Below are 17,936 nucleotides of genomic sequence, written 5' to 3' on the forward strand. Positions count from 1 at the left end.
GGGCAACGGCTGTTTTTTAACCCTCTGACGCCCACGTTTATTGTTATTTACATAACCTCGCGCCATGCTTAATGGCATCTCATATCATGGATTTATGATTAATGTTCGCAAAACACAAAAACAGCGCAAGGCTGCGCGATGAAGAGCGTGCGCGGCTGATCTGGCTGCTCACCACCGATAAGGCCATTGTTTCCACCCTGTTGGGCAAGCTCACCCTGGCTGAGCAATATGATGTCGGAACGCTATCCGACGATATTGCTGAGGTAGGTGCGCTGGTCGCCCATCTTCCGCCGCCTGACCTAGCCGATACGCTCGAAGCGCTCCCGTCGGAGGAGCGTCACGCCCTCTGGCGGCTGATCGAAAACGAAAAGCGCGGTTACGTCCTGCTCGAAGCCTCAGAAAACGTCTGGGATGACCTGATCGATGAAATGACCGACCGGGAGCTGCTCGAGGCGCTGCAATATCTCGACATCGATGAACAGATTTACCTGGTTCAGCACCTGCCGCGTAACCTCACAGGCCGGTTACTGGCGACGCTGCCACCCGAAGAACGGGCCCGCGTGCGTCAGGTTATGCATTACGAAAAGAATCGCGTCGGCGCGATCATGGAATTCGAGGTCATTACCGTTCGCCCGGACGTGACGCTGGAGGTGGTACAGCGCTATCTGCGTCGTCTGGGCAAGATGCCGGAAAACACCGATAAACTGTTCGTCACCCGGCGCGACAAAACGCTGGTCGGGGAGCTTACCCTGACCTGTATTTTGCTCAATGACGTGCAGCGTAAAGTCAGCGAGGTGATGGATGACGATCCGCTGACCTTCGCCCCGGAAGACAAAGCGGAAAACGCGGCGCGTACCTTCGAACGTGACAACCTGGTCAGCGCCGCGGTGGTTGATCCTTCCGGCAAACTGATGGGGCGCTTGACGATCGACGAGATAGTCGATGTGGTGTACGAAGAGACGGATACCGATCTGCGTCGGATGGGCGGGTTGAGTGCGGAAGAGGACGTCTTTGCGCCCGTTCCCAAAGCGGTGAAAACGCGCTGGGCGTGGCTGGCGATCAATCTGTGTACGGCGTTTATCGCCTCCCGTGTGATTGATGGCTTTGAGCACACCATTTCACAACTGGTGGCATTAGCGTCGCTGATGCCCATTGTTGCCGGGATCGGCGGAAATACCGGCAATCAGACCATCACCATGATTGTCCGGGCGCTGGCGTTACAAAACATCCAGCCGGGCAACCTGACGTTTCTTATTCTTCGTGAAATGGGGGTGGCATTGGTCAATGGCCTCGTCTGGGGCGGGATTATGGGTGGGATCACCTGGTGGCTGTACGACGACATGGCGCTCGGCGGGGTGATGACCCTGGCAATGATGCTGAACCTGTTAATGGCGGCGCTTATGGGGGTGATCATCCCGATGACGATGGTGAAGCTCGGGCGCGACCCGGCGGTCGGCTCGAGCGTGATGATCACCGCGATTACCGATACCGGCGGATTCTTTATTTTTCTGGGGCTGGCGACGCTGTTTCTGATGTAACGCGTCGTTTACGCTTCACGACGCGGGGCAGTAATCCCATTGCCACCACGCCGGTAACCACGCCAATCGCCAGGTTGCCGGTGGAGACCGTTGCGCCAACGGTAATGACCATTACCAGCGTTTCCACCACGGGCAGCGTCGTCAGGGTGGCGGGCTGGATACTGTGCCAACTGAACGTTTTTACCGCCACAACCACCATGATCCCGGCCAGAACCGACATCGGGATTTTCGCCATTACCTCGCTCAGCGCGGTCACCAGCAGCAGTAAAACCAGCCCGGCGGCGATCGTCGACACGCGACTGCGGCCTTTCCCCATCTCCACGTTCACGATGGTCTGCCCGATCATTGCACAGCCGGCAATACCGCCGTAAAAGCCCGCCAGAATGTTGGCGAACCCCAGACCCGCGCTTTCACGATTTTTATTCGACGGCGTAGCCGTCAGGTCGTCAACCAGCTTTGCCGTTAACAGCGATTCCATCAGGCCCACGAAGGCGATACTCAGCGCACAGGGCCAGATAATTGCCAGCGTGTGCAGATTCAGCGGTACCATCAGTTGCGTCAGTCCGGGTAGCCCGCCGCGCATTGCGCCTTCATCGCCGACGGTCGGCAGCAATTGCCCGGTGGTCGTGGTAAACAGCGTCAGCAAGACAATGGCAATCAGCGGCGCAGGTATGCTTTTAATCACCCGCGGCACCCACAGCACAATCAGCAGCGTTAAGGCAAACAGCCCCCAGATGAGCGGACTTTTGCTCCAGAAATGGGGTACCTGGGCGAAGAAAATCAGAATACCGAGGGCGTTCACAAAGCCGGTCATGACGGCGGCGGGAATAAAACGCATCAGCCGCGCCATCCCGGTAACGCCAAACAGAATCTGGATAAAACCGGCTAACACGACCGCCGGCAGAATGTACTGTACGCCATGCTGGTGCACCATCGGGCCAATGACCAGCGCAACGGAACCGGCTGCCGCCGTGACCATCGCCGGGCGACCGCCCATGAAAGACATGACCAGACAAAGCACCACTGAGGCGATCAGGCTGACTTTCGGGTCAACGCCGGCAATCACTGAAAAGGAGATCACTTCCGGAATCAGCGCCAGCGCGGTGATCACCCCTGCCAGCGTTTCGCGTGCCAGCAGACGGGGGGCGCGAAGGACGCCACTGACAGTGTGTTCTTCTGCCAGGGCAGGAGATGAAGGGCTTACAGACATATTTACTCTCAGGTCGGAAAAGGCCTGATAACAGCAGACCGACAGGCGTCCGTGCGATGAATAACAAAGCGCCGCATAGTACCTTTCTGGAGCGTCTGTTTCCAGAAAATATTGCGAATAACCCTATAAACATTCAACGTATTTTTAACGTTTTTAAAATCTTAATATAATTTATAAACAATATTTAAATATTATTACTGAAGTGTTAACGTTGGTGCCGCTCGATTTTCACCTGCAAAAAGCAAAAAACGATACTAAAAGTAAGGCATTAACCATATGAAAAAAGTGACTGCCATGCTCTTCTCGATGGCCGTAGGGCTGAATGCTGTCTCGATGGCGGCAAAAGCGAAAGCGACGGAAGAGCAGGAAACGGATGTACTGTTGATCGGCGGCGGCATCATGAGCGCTACATTGGGAACGTATTTACAGGAACTGGAACCCGACTGGTCGATGACCATGGTGGAGCGCCTGGATGGTGTAGCGCAAGAGAGTTCAAACGGCTGGAACAACGCTGGTACAGGACACTCCGCGCTGATGGAGTTGAACTATACGCCGAAGAAAGCCGACGGGAGCATCAGTACCGAAAAGGCAGTCGAAATTAACGAAGCTTTCCAGATTTCCCGCCAGTTCTGGGCGCATCAGGTTAAGAGTGGCGTGATGCATGATCCGCGCACCTTCATCACCACCGTTCCGCATATGAGCTTTGTCTGGGGAGATGAGAACGTTAACTTCCTGCGCGCTCGCTATGCGGCACTGCAACAGAGCACGTTGTTCCGTGGCATGCGCTATTCTGAAGATCACGCGCAAATCAAAGAGTGGGCGCCGTTGGTGATGGAAGGCCGCGATCCGAATCAGAAAGTCGCCGCTACGCGTACCGAAATGGGAACCGACGTGAACTACGGTGAAATCACGCGTCAGTTGATAGCATCGTTGCAGAAAAAGCCGAACTTTGCGCTGGAGTTGAGTACTGAAGTTCGCGGTTTTAAACGTAACGACGATAACACCTGGACGGTGACCGTCGTCGATCTGAAAAACGGCGAAGCGGAACATACAATCAAAGCCAAATTCGTCTTTATCGGGGCGGGTGGCGCAGCGCTGAAGCTGTTGCAGGAAACCGGTATTCCAGAAGCCAAAGAGTATGCGGGCTTCCCGGTTGGTGGTCAGTTCCTGGTTGCCGAAAACCCGGACGTGGTGAATCGCCATCTGGCGAAAGTGTATGGTCAGGCTTCCGTGGGCGCACCGCCGATGTCGGTTCCGCATATCGATACCCGTATTCTGGACGGCAAACGCGTGGTGCTGTTTGGACCGTTCGCCACCTTCTCCACCAAATTCCTCAAAAACGGTTCGTTGTGGGATCTGCTGAGTTCAACCACGCCTTCCAACTTCATGCCGATGGTCAATGTCGGGATGGATAACTTCGATCTGGTGAAATACCTGATTAGCCAGGTGATGCTGAGCGATGATGACCGCTTCGATGCGCTGAAAGAATACTATCCGCAGGCGAAAAAAGCGGACTGGCGTTTATGGCAGGCGGGTCAGCGCGTCCAGATCATTAAACGTGATGAAGACAAAGGGGGCGTACTGCGTCTGGGAACGGAAGTGGTGAGCGATAAAGAAGGGACGGTTGCTGCGCTGTTGGGCGCCTCACCGGGCGCATCCACTGCGGCACCGATCATGCTCCATCTGATGGAAACCGTCTTTAAAGATAAAGTGAGCACGCCGCAATGGCAGGCAAAGCTGAAAACGATTATTCCCTCTTACGGCACAAAACTGAACGGCAACGTTGAAGCAACGCAGCAGGAACTGCAATACACCAGCGAGGTGTTGGGGCTGAAATATGACAAGCCGCAGGTGGCGGATACGCTGCCCTCTCCGCAACTGAAACCTCAGGCGCAAGCGCAGCCCGCGCGTAAAGAAGTCGCTGATATCGCACTGTAACCGCATTGCCGAATGGCACTGCGCTTATCCGGCCTACATCAAGTTCTGTAGGCCGGATAAGGCGGGATGCTGCCATCCGGAAGCATTAGCGACTTAACGCGTTACCGCGTTTTGCACCTTATCTTCCGCTTTCCAGATGCGGAATTTCACATCAACATTCGCCGGGGTATACACCACGATCGGCAGCTTGCTGTTGTAACGCAGCATACCGTCAGCACCCAGATACGCGGTCACAAATTTCTGCTCTTTTTTGCCGTCCGGGCAGGCCATCATGGTCGATACCGGAGAGGTGACTTTGTCAAAAACGTAATAGTCATAGCCCCAGCCTTCCAGCGTTTTGCTTTCCAGTTCTCCCCCCAGACGATGCTGGTTGCAGTCGACCTCCAGCGTCTGGCCGATCATCAGTTCCACTTTCAGAGTAGATTCTTCTTCCTGATGGGGTAACTGAATAACCTGACGTTTCATTCCTTTTTCCGCCTGCGGATAAGGGGCGATTTTTTCCAGCGGTTGCGGGTTAGCCTCAGCGGATGCTGCCCACGCAGAGGTGCTGGCGAAGGCAGCGAATAAAACGGCAGGGACCATTGTCTTCATTTTTGAGTTCACAGGTTTTCCTTTTTTATCTTATGAACGATTTCACGGGAGATTAACATACTCACCAGTATTATTGATTTGTATTTACGTATTTTTAAAGTTCATGAACTATCATTATGTTGATAATGTAGTTATTTATTCTGAAATTATAATCCGGGTTGGGTGATTGCCCTGCTGATGATTTCGATATGTAAAAAAATACATAACCCTTTGATATGTGCGGAGAAGCACATTCTGACAAGCTTCATTAACACTCTTTTGATCCAACCACTGGTTTTACCCCAATTGGGGTATGCACCTGGAACCCATCCTTTACTATCTTACCGATCATAATAATGACTTAGTAGTAACGCGGTTTTTATTGTCGTTCACCCAGCCGGGGGAGCGTCGTTTATGGAAGGGCGATGCCATGGTTGATCTATCCCGTCGAGGCATACTGACTGGCAGTTGGCGTAACGCCAACCGTGGGATCCGTCCGCCATGGAGCATGGAAGCCTCTCAGTTTCTGTCCCAGTGCACCCGTTGCGACGCCTGTATTCAGGCTTGTGAACACGATGTTTTGCAGCGTGGCCCGGGTGGCTATCCGAGCGTTAATTTCCAACAAAACGAATGCACCTTCTGCTACGCCTGTGCGCAGGCTTGCCCCGAATCTCTCTTTTCTCCGCGCCACACCAGGGCATGGGATCTGAATTTTACCATTGGGCAAGCATGTCTGGCGTATCAGTCCGTAGAGTGCCGCCGCTGTCAGGATAGCTGTGAAACGCAGGCGATTATTTTTCGCCCAACGCTATCCGGCATTTATCAGCCACTACTCGATAACCAGAACTGTAACGGATGCGGCGCGTGTGTCGCCAGTTGCCCGGTGTCAGCCATTACCGCGGAGTATAACCATGCACATTAACTGGCAGGTCTGCAGCCTGATTGTTCAGGCCAAAGGCGAACATGTACGGGATATCAGCACGCAGTTAAACGCATTGCCGGGCTGCGAAGTGGCCGTAAGCGACGAGCAAAGCGGTCAGATGATTGCCGTGGTTGAAGCAGAACACAGCGAAACGCTGATGCAAACAATTGAGTCGGTACGCAACGTTGCGGGCGTGCTGGCGGTGTCGCTGGTTTACCACCAGCAGGAAGAACAAGGTGAGGAAACACCATGAAACTCAGTCGTCGTAGCTTTATGAAAGCTAACGCCGTTGCGGCCGCTGCGGCGGCTGCCGGGCTAAGCGTGCCGGGCGTTGCCCGTGCAGTTGTCGGGCAACAGGAAGCCATTAAGTGGGACAAAGCCCCGTGCCGTTTTTGTGGTACCGGCTGTGGCGTTCTGGTCGGAACTCAACAGGGGCGCATTGTCGCCTGTCAGGGCGATCCGGAGGCTCCGGTAAACCGTGGTCTGAACTGTATCAAGGGCTATTTCCTGCCCAAAATTATGTACGGAGAAGACCGTTTAACGCAGCCGATGCTACGTATGAGAGACGGTAAATACAGCAAAGACGGCGAATTTACGCCGATCAGCTGGGATCAGGCTTTCGATGTGATGGAAGAGAAGTTTAAAACCTCACTGAAAGAAAAAGGCCCGGAGTCTGTCGGCATGTTTGGTTCCGGTCAGTGGACCATCTGGGAAGGGTACGCCGCCTCCAAACTGTTTAAAGCCGGTTTCCGTTCAAACAACCTCGATCCGAACGCGCGTCACTGCATGGCGTCAGCGGTGGTGGGCTTTATGCGCACTTTTGGTATGGACGAACCGATGGGGTGCTACGACGATATCGAGCATACCGATGCGTTTGTCCTGTGGGGCGCCAACATGGCGGAAATGCACCCGATCCTCTGGTCGCGCATTACCAACCGTCGTCTTTCCGATCCGAATGTAAACGTCTCCGTATTGTCCACCTTCCAGCATCGTAGCTTTGAGCTGGCGGACAACGGGATGGTCTTTACGCCGCAGTCTGATCTGGTGATCCTCAACTACATCGCAAACTACATCATTCAGAACAACGCGATTAACCAGGACTTCTTCAGCAAGCACGTCAACGTCCGCAAAGGGGCAACGGATATCGGCTATGGCCTGCGTCCGACGCATCCGCTGGAAAAAGCCGCGAAAAATCCAGGTTCTGATGCCTCTGAGCCGATGAGCTTTGAAGATTACAAAGCGTTTGTGGCTGAGTACACGCTGGACAAAACCGCTGAAATGACCGGCGTGCCGAAAGATCAACTGGAGCAACTGGCCAAGCTGTATGCCGACCCGAACAAGAAAGTCATCTCCTACTGGACGATGGGCTTCAATCAGCATACGCGCGGCGTATGGGCCAACAACCTGATCTACAACATCCACCTGCTGACTGGCAAAATCGCACAGCCAGGCTGTGGACCGTTCTCGCTGACCGGCCAGCCTTCTGCCTGCGGTACCGCGCGTGAAGTGGGAACCTTTGCTCACCGTCTGCCGGCGGACATGGTGGTCACCAACGAAAAACACCGTGAGATCTGTGAAAAACACTGGAATATCCCGGCCGGGACCATTCCGGCGAAAATCGGTCTCCACGCGGTTGCCCAGGACCGGGCGCTGAAAGACGGTAAGCTGAATGTCTACTGGACGATGTGTACCAACAACATGCAGGCCGGTCCGAACATCAATGAAGATCGTCTGCCGGGCTGGCGCGATCCGCGCAACTTTATCATTGTTTCCGATCCCTACCCGACCGTCAGCGCGCTGTCCGCGGACCTGATCCTGCCAACCGCAATGTGGGTGGAGAAAGAAGGGGCTTACGGTAACGCCGAGCGTCGTACCCAGTTCTGGCGTCAACAGATTAAAGCGCCAGGCGAATCGAAATCCGACCTGTGGCAGTTGGTTCAGTTCTCACGTCGTTTCAAAACGGAAGAGGTCTGGCCCGAAGAACTGCTGGCACAGAAACCGGAACTGCGCGGCAAAACGCTGTACGACGTGCTGTTTGCGACCCCTGCGGTGAGCAAGTTCCCGCTGACGGAGTTGAAAGAGGATCAGCTTAACGATGAATCCCGCGATTTGGGCTTCTATCTGCAAAAAGGGCTGTTTGAAGAGTATGCCTGGTTTGGTCGCGGACACGGTCACGATCTCGCCCCGTTCGATGACTACCACAAGGCGCGTGGTCTGCGCTGGCCGGTGGTTGATGGAAAAGAGACGCAGTGGCGATACAGCGAAGGCAACGATCCGTACGTTAAAGCGGGCGAGGGCTACAAGTTCTACGGTAAGCCAGACGGTAAAGCGGTGATCTTTGCGCTGCCGTTTGAACCGGCGGCAGAATCGCCGGATGCCGAGTACGACCTGTGGCTTTCTACGGGACGTGTGCTCGAGCACTGGCATACCGGCAGTATGACGCGCCGCGTACCTGAACTGCACCGTGCGTTCCCGGAAGGGGTTCTGTTTATTCATCCGCTGGATGCGAAAAAACGGGACATGCGCCGTGGTGACAAGGTCAAAGTGATCTCACGTCGTGGAGAGGTGATTTCCATTGTTGAAACCCGTGGACGTAATCGTCCGCCTGAAGGGCTTGTATACATGGCGTTCTTCGATGCCGCACAGTTGGTCAATAACCTGACGCTGGATGCGACGGATCCGCTCTCTAAAGAGACGGATTTCAAGAAGTGCGCTGTGAAACTGGCGAAGGTGTAACACGCCATGTCCCGGTCAGCGAAACCCCAAAATGGCCGCCGCCGCTTTCTGCGCGATGTTGTTCGCACTGCGGGTGGACTGGCTGCCGTTGGCGTGGCGCTGGGGTTACAGCAGCAGACCGCACGTGCTACGGGCGTGCGGTTGCGCCCGCCTGGCGCCGTGAACGAGAACGCCTTTGCCAGCGCCTGTGTGCGCTGCGGGCAGTGTGTTCAGGCATGTCCGTATGACACCTTAAAACTGGCAACCCTCGCGTCAGGGTTGTCGGCGGGTACGCCGTATTTTGTTGCCCGCGATATTCCTTGCGAAATGTGTGAAGACATTCCGTGCGCCAAAGTGTGCCCCAGCGGGGCGCTGGACCGGGAGATTGCCTCCATTGACGATTCGCGGATGGGGCTGGCGGTTCTGTTGGATCAGGAAAACTGCCTGAACTTCCAGGGATTACGCTGTGACGTCTGTTATCGCGAATGCCCAAAAATCGATGAGGCCATCACGCTGGAACTGGATCGCAACATGCGAACCGGCAAACATGCGCGATTTATCCCGACCGTTCACAGCGACGCCTGCACGGGTTGTGGGAAATGTGAAAAAGTCTGCGTGCTGGAACAGCCGGCAATAAAAGTATTGCCGTTGGCGCTGGCGAAAGGGGAGTTGGGTCACCATTACCGCTTCGGCTGGCTGGAGGGGAACGATGGCAAATCGTAAACGTGATGCCGGACGCGAAGCGCAGGCGAAAAAAGGCGTCTGGCGGAGTCATCGCTGGCTGATTTTCCGCCGTCTCAGCCAGTTTATCGTACTGGGGATGTTTCTGAGTGGCCCGTGGTTTGGCGTGTGGATCCTGCACGGGAACTACAGCAGCAGCCTGCTGCTGGATACGATCCCGCTGACGGATCCGTTGATTACCCTGCAAAGCCTGGCGAGCGGTCATCTGCCCGCCGCGGTAGGGCTTATGGGCGCGGCGATTATTACGGCGCTTTATGCCCTGGCAGGAAAGCGATTGTTTTGCAGTTGGGTCTGCCCGCTAAACCCGATTACCGATTTTGCGGCCTGGCTACGCAGAAGGTTTGACCTGAATCAGTCCGCAACCATTCCACGTCATATACGGTACGTACTTCTGGTTGTCGTGCTGGTGGGTTCAGCGCTGACCGGAACGCTGCTGTGGGAATGGATTAACCCTGTTTCACTGCTGGGACGTAGCCTGGTGATGGGATTCGGTAGCGGCGCACTGCTGATTATCGCTCTGTTTTTATTTGATTTGCTGGTCGTTGAACACGGCTGGTGCGGGCATCTTTGTCCTTTAGGCGCACTGTATGGCGTGCTGGGTAGCCAGGGCGTATTAACCGTTGCGGCAAAAGACCGAGAGAAATGTAACCGCTGTATGGACTGTTTTCATGTTTGCCCGGAACCGCATGTATTACGTGCCCCGGTGCTGGATGAGCAAAGCCCGGTGCAGGTTACCAGCCGCGATTGCATGGCCTGCGGTCGCTGTGTGGATGTCTGTTCTGAGGACGTATTTACAATAACTACACGATGGAGTTCGGGAGCGAAATCATGAAAAGCCATGACCTGAAGAAAGCGCTGTGTCAATGGACAGCCCTGCTGGCCCTGGTGGTGAGCGGTGCGGTTTGGGCGGCAAACGGAGTGGATCTGAGCCAGTCACCGGAAGTATCAGGGACACAGGAAGGGGCGATTCGCATGCACAAAGAGCAAGAGCGTATGCCGCTGAACTACGTGAATCAGCCGCCGATGATTCCCCATAGCGTCGATGGTTACCAGGTGACCACCAACACCAACCGCTGCCTGCAATGCCATGGCGTTGAAAGCTATCGCACCACCGGTGCGCCGCGTATTAGTCCGACGCACTTCATGGACAGCGACGGCAAAGTGCTGGCTGAAGTCGCGCCGCGTCGTTACTTCTGCCTGCAGTGCCATGTGCCGCAGACTGACGCCCCGCCGATTGTGGGTAATAGCTTTACCCCATCGAAAGGTTACGGGAAATAAGAGGTCATTATGGAAAATGCTAACCGTAAACCAGGCCGGATTAAGCGCCTCTGGCAATGGTGGCGTCGCCCCAGTCGTCTGGCGTTGGGTACATTGCTGTTAATCGGGTTCGTCGGCGGGATTATTTTCTGGGGTGGATTTAACACCGGGATGGAAAAGGCCAACACCGAAGAGTTCTGCATAAGCTGCCACGAAATGCGCAATACCGTGTATCAGGAATACATGGAAACTGTGCACTATAACAACCGTAGCGGCGTGCGTGCGACCTGTCCTGACTGCCACGTACCGCATGAGTTTGTGCCGAAAATGATCCGCAAGATCAAGGCCAGTAAAGAACTTTACGCAAAAGCGTTGGGACTTATTGATACACCGCAGAAGTTCGAAGCGCATCGTCTGACGATGGCGCAGAATGAATGGCGGAGAATGAAAGATAACAATTCTCAGGAGTGTCGTAATTGTCACAACTTTGAGTTCATGGACTTAACGGCCCAGAAGGGTGTCGCCGCAAAAATGCACGATCAGGCGGTGAAAGACGGGCAAACCTGTATTGACTGCCATAAGGGGATTGCGCACAAGCTCCCCGATATGCGTGATGTCAAACCGGGCTTCTGATGGGATGATAATGAGTGGGTAGTATGCTTGAAGCCAGAAAGCTCCTCTGTGAGCGGGATGAACGAGTCCTGTTTAGCGATTTGTCGTTCCAGGTCAACGCAGGGGAGTGGATACAGGTCACCGGCGGCAACGGCGCAGGGAAAACCACCCTGTTGCGGTTGCTGACAGGACTCTCTCGTCCTGATGCCGGGGAGGTGTGCTGGCAGGAGCAACCGCTACATCGTGTGCGGGACAGCTACCATCAAAATCTGTTGTGGATTGGACATCAGCCGGGGATCAAAACCCGGCTGACGGCGTTGGAGAACCTGCGTTTTTTCCATCAGGACGGTGATATCGCGAAATGTCTCGCGGCGCTGGCGCAGGCGGGCCTTGCCGGATATGAAGATATCCCTGTTAACCAACTTTCTGCCGGGCAGCAGCGCCGGGTAGCGTTGGCGCGTCTCTGGCTCACCCACGCCACGCTCTGGATCCTCGACGAACCCTTTACCGCCATTGATGTGAACGGTGTTGAACGCCTGACGCAGCGGATGGCGCAACATACCGAAGAGGGGGGGATTGTCATCCTCACCACCCACCAGCCGATGAACGTCGCCACAGACCGCATTCGGCGGATTGCGCTGACTCACAAGAGGGCAGGGCAATGATGTGGCGTATCTTCCGTCTCGAACTGCGCGTTGCTTTTCGCCATAGCGCGGAAATTGCCAATCCGCTGTGGTTCTTCCTGATAGTCATTACGCTGTTCCCGCTGAGCATTGGGCCGGAACCGCAGTTATTAGCACGCATTGCGCCGGGCATTATTTGGGTTGCTGCGCTGCTGGCCTCGCTGCTGGCGCTGGAGCGACTGTTTCGCGATGACCTGCAGGATGGCAGCCTTGAGCAACTGATGTTGCTGCCGATCCCACTGCCAATGGTGGTGCTGGCAAAAGTGATGGCCCACTGGATGGTCACCGGTCTGCCGCTATTGATCCTCTCTCCGCTGGTGGCGTTGCTGCTGGGGATGGACATCTACGGCTGGAAAATTATGGCGCTGACCTTACTGTTGGGAACGCCGACGCTGAGCTTTCTCGGCGCGCCGGGGGTGGGGTTAACGGTCGGGTTAAAGCGTGGCGGCGTATTGCTGAGCGTGCTGGTGCTGCCGTTGACCATCCCGTTATTGATTTTTGCGACCGCCGCGATGGATGCGGCATCCATGCATCTTCCTGTGGATGGATACATGGCGATTTTAGGCGCGTTACTGGCGGGTAGCGCGACGTTGAGTCCTTTTGCGACGGCGGCAGCGTTACGCATTAGTTTGCAGTAATACGTTGTCTGATGGCGCTGCGCATGCACTTTGTAGGCCGGATAAGGCGTCAGCCGCCATCCGGCATGACGATATCTTTATTCGTTTGAGTCTGGTGACTGAATTATGTGGAAAACACTTCATCAACTGGCGATGCCGCCGCGGCTATATCAGATTTGCGGCTGGTTTGTCCCATGGCTGGCGATTGCCAGTGCTGTGGTGCTGGCAGCAGGGTGGATCTGGGGATTCGGTTTTGCCCCCGCGGATTACCAGCAGGGGCAGAGCTATCGCATTATCTACCTGCATGTGCCGGCGGCGATCTGGTCAATGGGGATTTATGCCTCGATGGCGGTGGCGGCATTTATCGGCCTGGTCTGGCAGATGAAAATGGCGAACCTGGCGCTGGCCGCGATGGCGCCGATTGGCGCGGTGTTTACGTTTATTGCGCTGGTCACCGGCTCGGCGTGGGGTAAACCGATGTGGGGCACCTGGTGGGTATGGGATGCCCGACTCACCTCTGAGCTGGTGCTGCTGTTTCTCTATGTTGGTGCGATTGCCCTGTGGCATGCCTTTGACGACCGTAAGATGGCGGGGCGTGCGGCGGGGATCCTGGTACTCATTGGCGTGGTAAACCTGCCGATTATTCACTATTCCGTGGAGTGGTGGAACACGCTGCATCAGGGCTCGACCCGCATGCAGCAAAGCATCGACCCGGCGATGCGCACGCCGCTGCGGCTGGCGATTATCGGCTATCTGCTGCTGTTTATCACGCTGTCGCTGATGCGGATGCGGAACCTGATTCTGATGATGGAAAAACGTCGCCCGTGGGTAAGTGAACTGATTTTAAAAAGAGGCCGCCAATGACCCCTGCATTTGCATCCTGGAGTGATTTTTTTGCGATGGGCGGCTACGCCTTTTACGTCTGGCTGGCCGTGGCGCTGAGCGTCATTCCGCTGGCGGTACTGGTTATTCATACCGTGACGCAGCATCGCGCGATTTTGCGTGATGTCTCCCGACAACGGGCGCGGGAAGCCCGCCTGCGTGCAGCGCAGACACAACGGGAGGCGGCGTGAATATTCGACGTAAAAACCGTTTATGGATTGCCTGCGGCGTGCTCGTCGGATTAGCGCTGACGATTACGCTGGTGCTTTACGCACTGCGTGCCAATATCGACCTGTTCTATACGCCAGGCGAGATTCTCTACGGCAAGCGCGAAACGCAGCAAATGCCGGAAGTGGGTCAGCGACTGCGGGTGGGCGGGATGGTGATGCCCGGCAGCGTGAAGCGCGATCCCAACTCGCTGAAGGTGAATTTCAGCATCTATGACGCCGAAGGCGTTGTGGATGTGACCTACGAAGGTATTCTGCCAGACCTGTTCCGTGAAGGGCAGGGCGTGGTAGTGCAGGGGGAACTCGGCGAGAAAAACCATATTCAGGCGAAAGAAGTTCTCGCCAAGCATGATGAGAACTATACGCCACCGGAAGTGGAAAAAGCGATGCAGGAAAACCACCGCCGTCCGGAGAGCGTCTATAAGGATAAAACATCATGATGCCTGAAATTGGCAATGCGCTGTTATGCCTGGCACTGGGCGTTGCGTTGTTACTCTCAGTCTATCCGCTGTGGGGCGTGGCGCGTGGCGACGCGCGGATGATGGCGTCAGCAAGACCGTTTTCGTGGTTGCTGTTCATCCTTGTTATGGGTGCCTTTCTGGTGCTGGTCAACGCCTTTGTGGTGAATGATTTCACGGTGGTGTATGTCGCCAGTAACTCCAACACGCAACTGCCGGTCTGGTATCGCGTCGCCGCTACCTGGGGGGCGCATGAGGGTTCGCTGCTGCTGTGGGTGTTGCTGATGAGCGGCTGGACCTTTGCCGTCGCGCTGTTCTCGCAGCGGATGCCGCTGGATATCGTCGCCCGCGTGCTCGCGGTGATGGGGATGGTCAGCGTCGGTTTCCTGTTATTCATTCTGTTTACCTCTAACCCGTTTGCCCGCACGCTGCCGGATTTCCCGATAGAAGGGCGCGATCTCAATCCGTTGTTGCAGGATCCTGGGCTGATCTTCCATCCACCGCTGCTGTATATGGGCTATGTCGGTTTCTCGGTCGCGTTCGCGTTCGCTATCGCGGCGCTGATGAGCGGTCGCCTGGACAGCACTTTCGCCCGTTTTTCCCGTCCGTGGACGCTGGCTGCGTGGGTTTTCCTGACGCTGGGGATCGTGCTGGGTTCGGCATGGGCTTATTACGAACTGGGCTGGGGCGGCTGGTGGTTCTGGGATCCGGTGGAAAACGCCTCGTTTATGCCGTGGCTGGTGGGAACCGCGCTGATGCACTCGCTGGCGGTCACTGAACAGCGCGGCAGTTTCAAGGCGTGGACGCTGCTGCTCTCCATCTGCGCGTTCTCGCTCTGTCTGTTGGGGACGTTCCTTGTGCGCTCGGGCGTGCTGGTGTCAGTGCATGCGTTTGCTTCCGACCCGTCTCGCGGGATGTTCATACTGGCCTTCATGGTGCTGGTGATCGGCGGTTCGCTGCTGCTGTTTGCTACGCGAGGGCATAAGGTCCGTTCCCGGGTGAATAACGCCCTCTGGTCGCGCGAATCACTGCTACTCGGTAACAATGTGCTGCTGATTGCCGCCATGCTGGTGGTACTGCTCGGAACGCTGCTGCCGCTGGTGCATAAGCAGCTCGGGTTGGGCAGTATCTCCATCGGCGAACCGTTCTTTAATACCATGTTTACCTGGCTGATGGCGCCGTTTGCCCTGCTGCTGGGCATAGGCCCGCTGGTCCGCTGGGGACGCGATCGACCGCGTAAACTGCAACGTCTGCTGGTTATCGCGCTGATCAGCACCTTTGTCCTCTCTCTGCTGCTGCCATGGCTGTTTGAGAGCAAAATTGTCGCCATGACGGTGGTCGGACTGGCCATGGCCTGCTGGGTGTTTGTGCTGGCGATGGCGGAGCTTGCACAGCGAATTTCACGTGGCATGAAAACGACGCTCAGCTACTGGGGAATGGTGGCCGGTCACGTCGGTCTGGCGGTGACCATTGTCGGGATCGCCTTCAGCCAGAACTACAGCGTCGAGCGCGATGTTCGCATGAAAGCCGGTGATAGCGTCGATATTCATGAGTATCGTTTCACCTTCCGTGAAGTGAAGGATATCACCGGACCAAACTATCGTGGTGGCGTGGCGATTATCGGCGTAACCCGTGACGGCAAGGCGGAAGCGACGCTGCATGCCGAAAAACGGTTCTACAACAGCACCAGCTCGATGATGACGGAAGCGGCGATTGACGGCGGGATCACCCGCGATCTGTACGCCGCGCTCGGTGAAGAGCTGGATAACGGCGCGTGGGCTGTCCGTCTGTATTACAAACCGTTTATTCGCTGGATCTGGGCGGGGGGGATATTGATGGCGCTGGGGGGGCTGTTATGTCTGTTTGACCCGCGTTATCGCAAACGCGTACAACCGCAAAAATCGGCGTCGGAGGCGGTATGAAGCGCAACGTACTTTTGATTCCCTTTGTGATTTTTCTCGTGATTGCCGCGGCGCTGCTGTGGCAACTGGCGCGTAATGCAGAAGGCGACACGCCGACTAATCTGGAGTCGGCGCTGATTGGTAAACCGGTACCGACCTTCCGGCTTGAGTCGCTGGAGAACCCCGGTAAGCACTATGAAGCGGACGTGCTGACTCAGGGCAAACCGGTCTTACTCAACGTCTGGGCAACGTGGTGTCCCACCTGTCGTGCTGAACATCAGTATCTGAACCAGCTGTCGGCGCAGGGAATTCGCGTAGTGGGGCTGAATTACAAAGACGATCGCCAGAAGGCCATCGTCTGGCTGAAAGAGTTGGGCAATCCCTACGCGCTGAGCCTGTTTGACGGCGATGGGATGTTGGGCCTGGATCTTGGCGTCTATGGCGCGCCGGAAACCTTCCTGATTGATGGCAAAGGTATTATTCGCTATCGCCATGCCGGGGATCTGAACGCCCGCGTCTGGGAGAGTGAAATCCAGCCGCTGTGGGAGAAATACAGCAAGGAGGCCGCGCAATGAGAATTCTGCTGAGTGTGCTGATGCTGCTGTTTTCTGCTAACGCGCTGGCTACCATTGATGTCATGCAGTTTAAGGATGAAACCCAGGAGCAACAGTTCCGCCAGTTGACTGAACAACTGCGCTGTCCGAAATGCCAGAACAACAGCATTGCGGATTCTAATTCGATGATTGCGACCGACCTGCGGCAGAAGGTTTATGAATTGATGCAGGAAGGGAAAAGCCAGAAAGAGATCGTTGACTATATGGTGGCGCGCTACGGTAACTTCGTCACCTATGATCCACCGCTGACACCGCTGACTGTCCTGCTGTGGGTGCTTCCCGTGGCGGCCATTGGCGTGGGAGGCTGGATCATCGTTGCCCGTTCGCGTCGGCGGGTACGCCTGAAACAGGAGGTGTTTCCGGATGAGATGGCGTTACCGGAGGGTAAACGAGCCGGGCTGGCGGTTTATCTGCCGGGGATTGTGATTGCCGTCATCGTGGGGGCCGTCAGTTATTACCACACCGGGAGCTATAAGCAGGTGGAAATCTGGCAACTGGCGACGGCGCAAAGCCCGGCGCTGCTGGAGCGCGCGCTGGATCCGAAAGCACAGCCTCTGGATGAGGAAGAGATGACGCGTCTGGCGCTAGGGCTGCGTACCCGTCTGCAAAGTGATGCGACGAACGTGGAGGGCTGGATCATGCTGGGGCGTATCGGTATGGTGCTCGGCAATGCCAGTACCGCTACCGAAGCGTATGCCAACGCTTATCGACTCGACCCGAAGAATAGCGATGCCGCGCTGGGCTATGCCGAGGCGCTGACCCGCTCTTCCGATCCTGATGATAATCGTCGTGGAGGGGAGCTTCTGCGGGAACTGGTTCGTCGCGATCACGCCAATGTGCGGGTTCTGAGCATGTACGCCTTCAACGCCTTTGAGCAGGAGCGTTTTGGCGACGCGGTTGCCGCCTGGGAGATGATGCTGAAGATGCTGCCGGAGAACGATACGCGTCGTGCGGTGATTGAGCGCAGTATTGCGCAGGCGATGCAGCACTTATCACCTAAGAGTGAGTAACAACAAGGCCGGATTGAATGTTCCGGCCTTGTGTCGCTGAA

Annotated in this window: 19 protein-coding genes; 17 read left to right on the plus strand and 2 right to left on the minus strand. The window is 55.9% G+C overall.

The features are described from left to right. The first annotated feature begins 101 nt into the window (after nucleotides 1-101). Nucleotides 102-1,538 carry a magnesium transporter gene (gene mgtE / locus KE671_RS19315; protein WP_206164193.1) on the plus strand — a complete coding sequence of 479 codons (1,437 nt, stop codon included), beginning with the start codon at nucleotides 102-104 and terminating at the stop codon, nucleotides 1,536-1,538. On the opposite strand, the gene KE671_RS19320 is transcribed toward mgtE, so the two are convergent. Beyond that, nucleotides 1,501-2,748 carry a SulP family inorganic anion transporter gene (locus tag KE671_RS19320; RefSeq protein ID WP_206164194.1) on the minus strand — a complete coding sequence of 416 codons (1,248 nt, stop codon included), beginning with the start codon at nucleotides 2,746-2,748 and terminating at the stop codon, nucleotides 1,501-1,503. The two genes, mgtE and KE671_RS19320, sit on opposite strands and share 38 nt — an antisense overlap. Before the next feature lie 276 nt (nucleotides 2,749-3,024). Between KE671_RS19320 and mqo the strand changes: the two genes are divergently transcribed. After that, nucleotides 3,025-4,686, plus strand: coding sequence for a malate dehydrogenase (quinone) (mqo, locus tag KE671_RS19325; protein ID WP_206164195.1), 1,662 nt, complete (start codon nucleotides 3,025-3,027; stop codon nucleotides 4,684-4,686). Between the two features lie 93 nt (nucleotides 4,687-4,779). Here mqo and eco read toward each other — a convergent pair whose 3' ends face one another. Further along, on the minus strand, nucleotides 4,780-5,277 hold the full coding sequence (eco, locus tag KE671_RS19330) for a serine protease inhibitor ecotin (protein ID WP_206164196.1): 498 nt from the start codon (nucleotides 5,275-5,277) through the stop codon (nucleotides 4,780-4,782). A 409-nt stretch (nucleotides 5,278-5,686) separates the two neighbouring features. On the opposite strand from eco, the gene napF reads away from it, so the two are divergent. The 15 genes from napF to KE671_RS19405 all read left to right on the plus strand — a co-directional run bounded on the left by napF (nucleotide 5,687) and on the right by KE671_RS19405 (nucleotide 17,895). Beyond that, on the plus strand, nucleotides 5,687-6,178 hold the full coding sequence (napF, locus tag KE671_RS19335) for a ferredoxin-type protein NapF (RefSeq protein WP_206164197.1): 492 nt from the start codon (nucleotides 5,687-5,689) through the stop codon (nucleotides 6,176-6,178). Further along, on the plus strand, nucleotides 6,168-6,431 hold the full coding sequence (gene napD, locus KE671_RS19340; protein ID WP_206164198.1) for a chaperone NapD: 264 nt from the start codon (nucleotides 6,168-6,170) through the stop codon (nucleotides 6,429-6,431). Before napF ends, napD begins: the two co-directional genes overlap by 11 nt. Continuing rightward, nucleotides 6,428-8,914, plus strand: coding sequence for a nitrate reductase catalytic subunit NapA (gene napA, locus KE671_RS19345; RefSeq protein WP_206164199.1), 2,487 nt, complete (start codon nucleotides 6,428-6,430; stop codon nucleotides 8,912-8,914). Before napD ends, napA begins: the two co-directional genes overlap by 4 nt. 6 nt (nucleotides 8,915-8,920) lie before the next feature. Next, complete coding sequence (napG, locus tag KE671_RS19350) at nucleotides 8,921-9,616, plus strand: ferredoxin-type protein NapG (protein ID WP_042317906.1); 696 nt, start codon at nucleotides 8,921-8,923, stop codon at nucleotides 9,614-9,616. Continuing rightward, complete coding sequence (napH, locus tag KE671_RS19355; RefSeq protein WP_206164200.1) at nucleotides 9,603-10,466, plus strand: quinol dehydrogenase ferredoxin subunit NapH; 864 nt, start codon at nucleotides 9,603-9,605, stop codon at nucleotides 10,464-10,466. The genes napG and napH overlap by 14 nt, the downstream gene beginning before the upstream one ends. Then, nucleotides 10,463-10,912: a nitrate reductase cytochrome c-type subunit gene (napB, locus tag KE671_RS19360; RefSeq protein WP_061074749.1), complete on the plus strand. Its 450-nt coding sequence runs from the start codon at nucleotides 10,463-10,465 to the stop codon at nucleotides 10,910-10,912. Before napH ends, napB begins: the two co-directional genes overlap by 4 nt. A gap of 9 nt (nucleotides 10,913-10,921) precedes the next feature. After that, nucleotides 10,922-11,524, plus strand: a complete 603-nt coding sequence (gene napC, locus KE671_RS19365; RefSeq protein ID WP_206164201.1) for a cytochrome c-type protein NapC — start codon at nucleotides 10,922-10,924, stop codon at nucleotides 11,522-11,524. 23 nt (nucleotides 11,525-11,547) lie between these two features. Continuing rightward, complete coding sequence (gene ccmA, locus KE671_RS19370; RefSeq protein ID WP_206164202.1) at nucleotides 11,548-12,168, plus strand: cytochrome c biogenesis heme-transporting ATPase CcmA; 621 nt, start codon at nucleotides 11,548-11,550, stop codon at nucleotides 12,166-12,168. Continuing rightward, nucleotides 12,165-12,824, plus strand: coding sequence for a heme exporter protein CcmB (gene ccmB, locus KE671_RS19375; RefSeq protein WP_042317911.1), 660 nt, complete (start codon nucleotides 12,165-12,167; stop codon nucleotides 12,822-12,824). The genes ccmA and ccmB overlap by 4 nt, the downstream gene beginning before the upstream one ends. A gap of 105 nt (nucleotides 12,825-12,929) precedes the next feature. Further along, nucleotides 12,930-13,667, plus strand: coding sequence for a heme ABC transporter permease (locus tag KE671_RS19380; protein ID WP_206164203.1), 738 nt, complete (start codon nucleotides 12,930-12,932; stop codon nucleotides 13,665-13,667). Continuing rightward, a complete protein-coding gene (ccmD, locus tag KE671_RS19385) occupies nucleotides 13,664-13,876 on the plus strand; it encodes a heme exporter protein CcmD (RefSeq protein ID WP_206164204.1) in 213 nt (70 codons plus the stop codon). Before KE671_RS19380 ends, ccmD begins: the two co-directional genes overlap by 4 nt. Beyond that, nucleotides 13,873-14,352 (plus strand): cytochrome c maturation protein CcmE, encoded by a 480-nt coding sequence (ccmE, locus tag KE671_RS19390; RefSeq protein ID WP_061074747.1) that lies wholly within the window; start codon nucleotides 13,873-13,875, stop codon nucleotides 14,350-14,352. Before ccmD ends, ccmE begins: the two co-directional genes overlap by 4 nt. Further along, nucleotides 14,349-16,292, plus strand: coding sequence for a heme lyase CcmF/NrfE family subunit (locus KE671_RS19395; protein ID WP_206164205.1), 1,944 nt, complete (start codon nucleotides 14,349-14,351; stop codon nucleotides 16,290-16,292). Before ccmE ends, KE671_RS19395 begins: the two co-directional genes overlap by 4 nt. Then, the gene (gene dsbE, locus KE671_RS19400) at nucleotides 16,289-16,846 is read left to right on the plus strand and encodes a thiol:disulfide interchange protein DsbE (RefSeq protein ID WP_206164206.1); all 558 of its coding nucleotides are present in this window, start codon (nucleotides 16,289-16,291) and stop codon (nucleotides 16,844-16,846) included. The genes KE671_RS19395 and dsbE overlap by 4 nt, the downstream gene beginning before the upstream one ends. Then, nucleotides 16,843-17,895 carry a cytochrome c-type biogenesis protein CcmH gene (locus KE671_RS19405; protein ID WP_206164207.1) on the plus strand — a complete coding sequence of 351 codons (1,053 nt, stop codon included), beginning with the start codon at nucleotides 16,843-16,845 and terminating at the stop codon, nucleotides 17,893-17,895. Before dsbE ends, KE671_RS19405 begins: the two co-directional genes overlap by 4 nt. The last annotated feature ends 41 nt before the right edge of the window (nucleotides 17,896-17,936 follow it).

This window comes from Citrobacter amalonaticus, from assembly GCF_018252635.1.
Taxonomy (GTDB): Bacteria; Pseudomonadota; Gammaproteobacteria; order Enterobacterales; family Enterobacteriaceae; genus Citrobacter_A; species Citrobacter_A amalonaticus_E.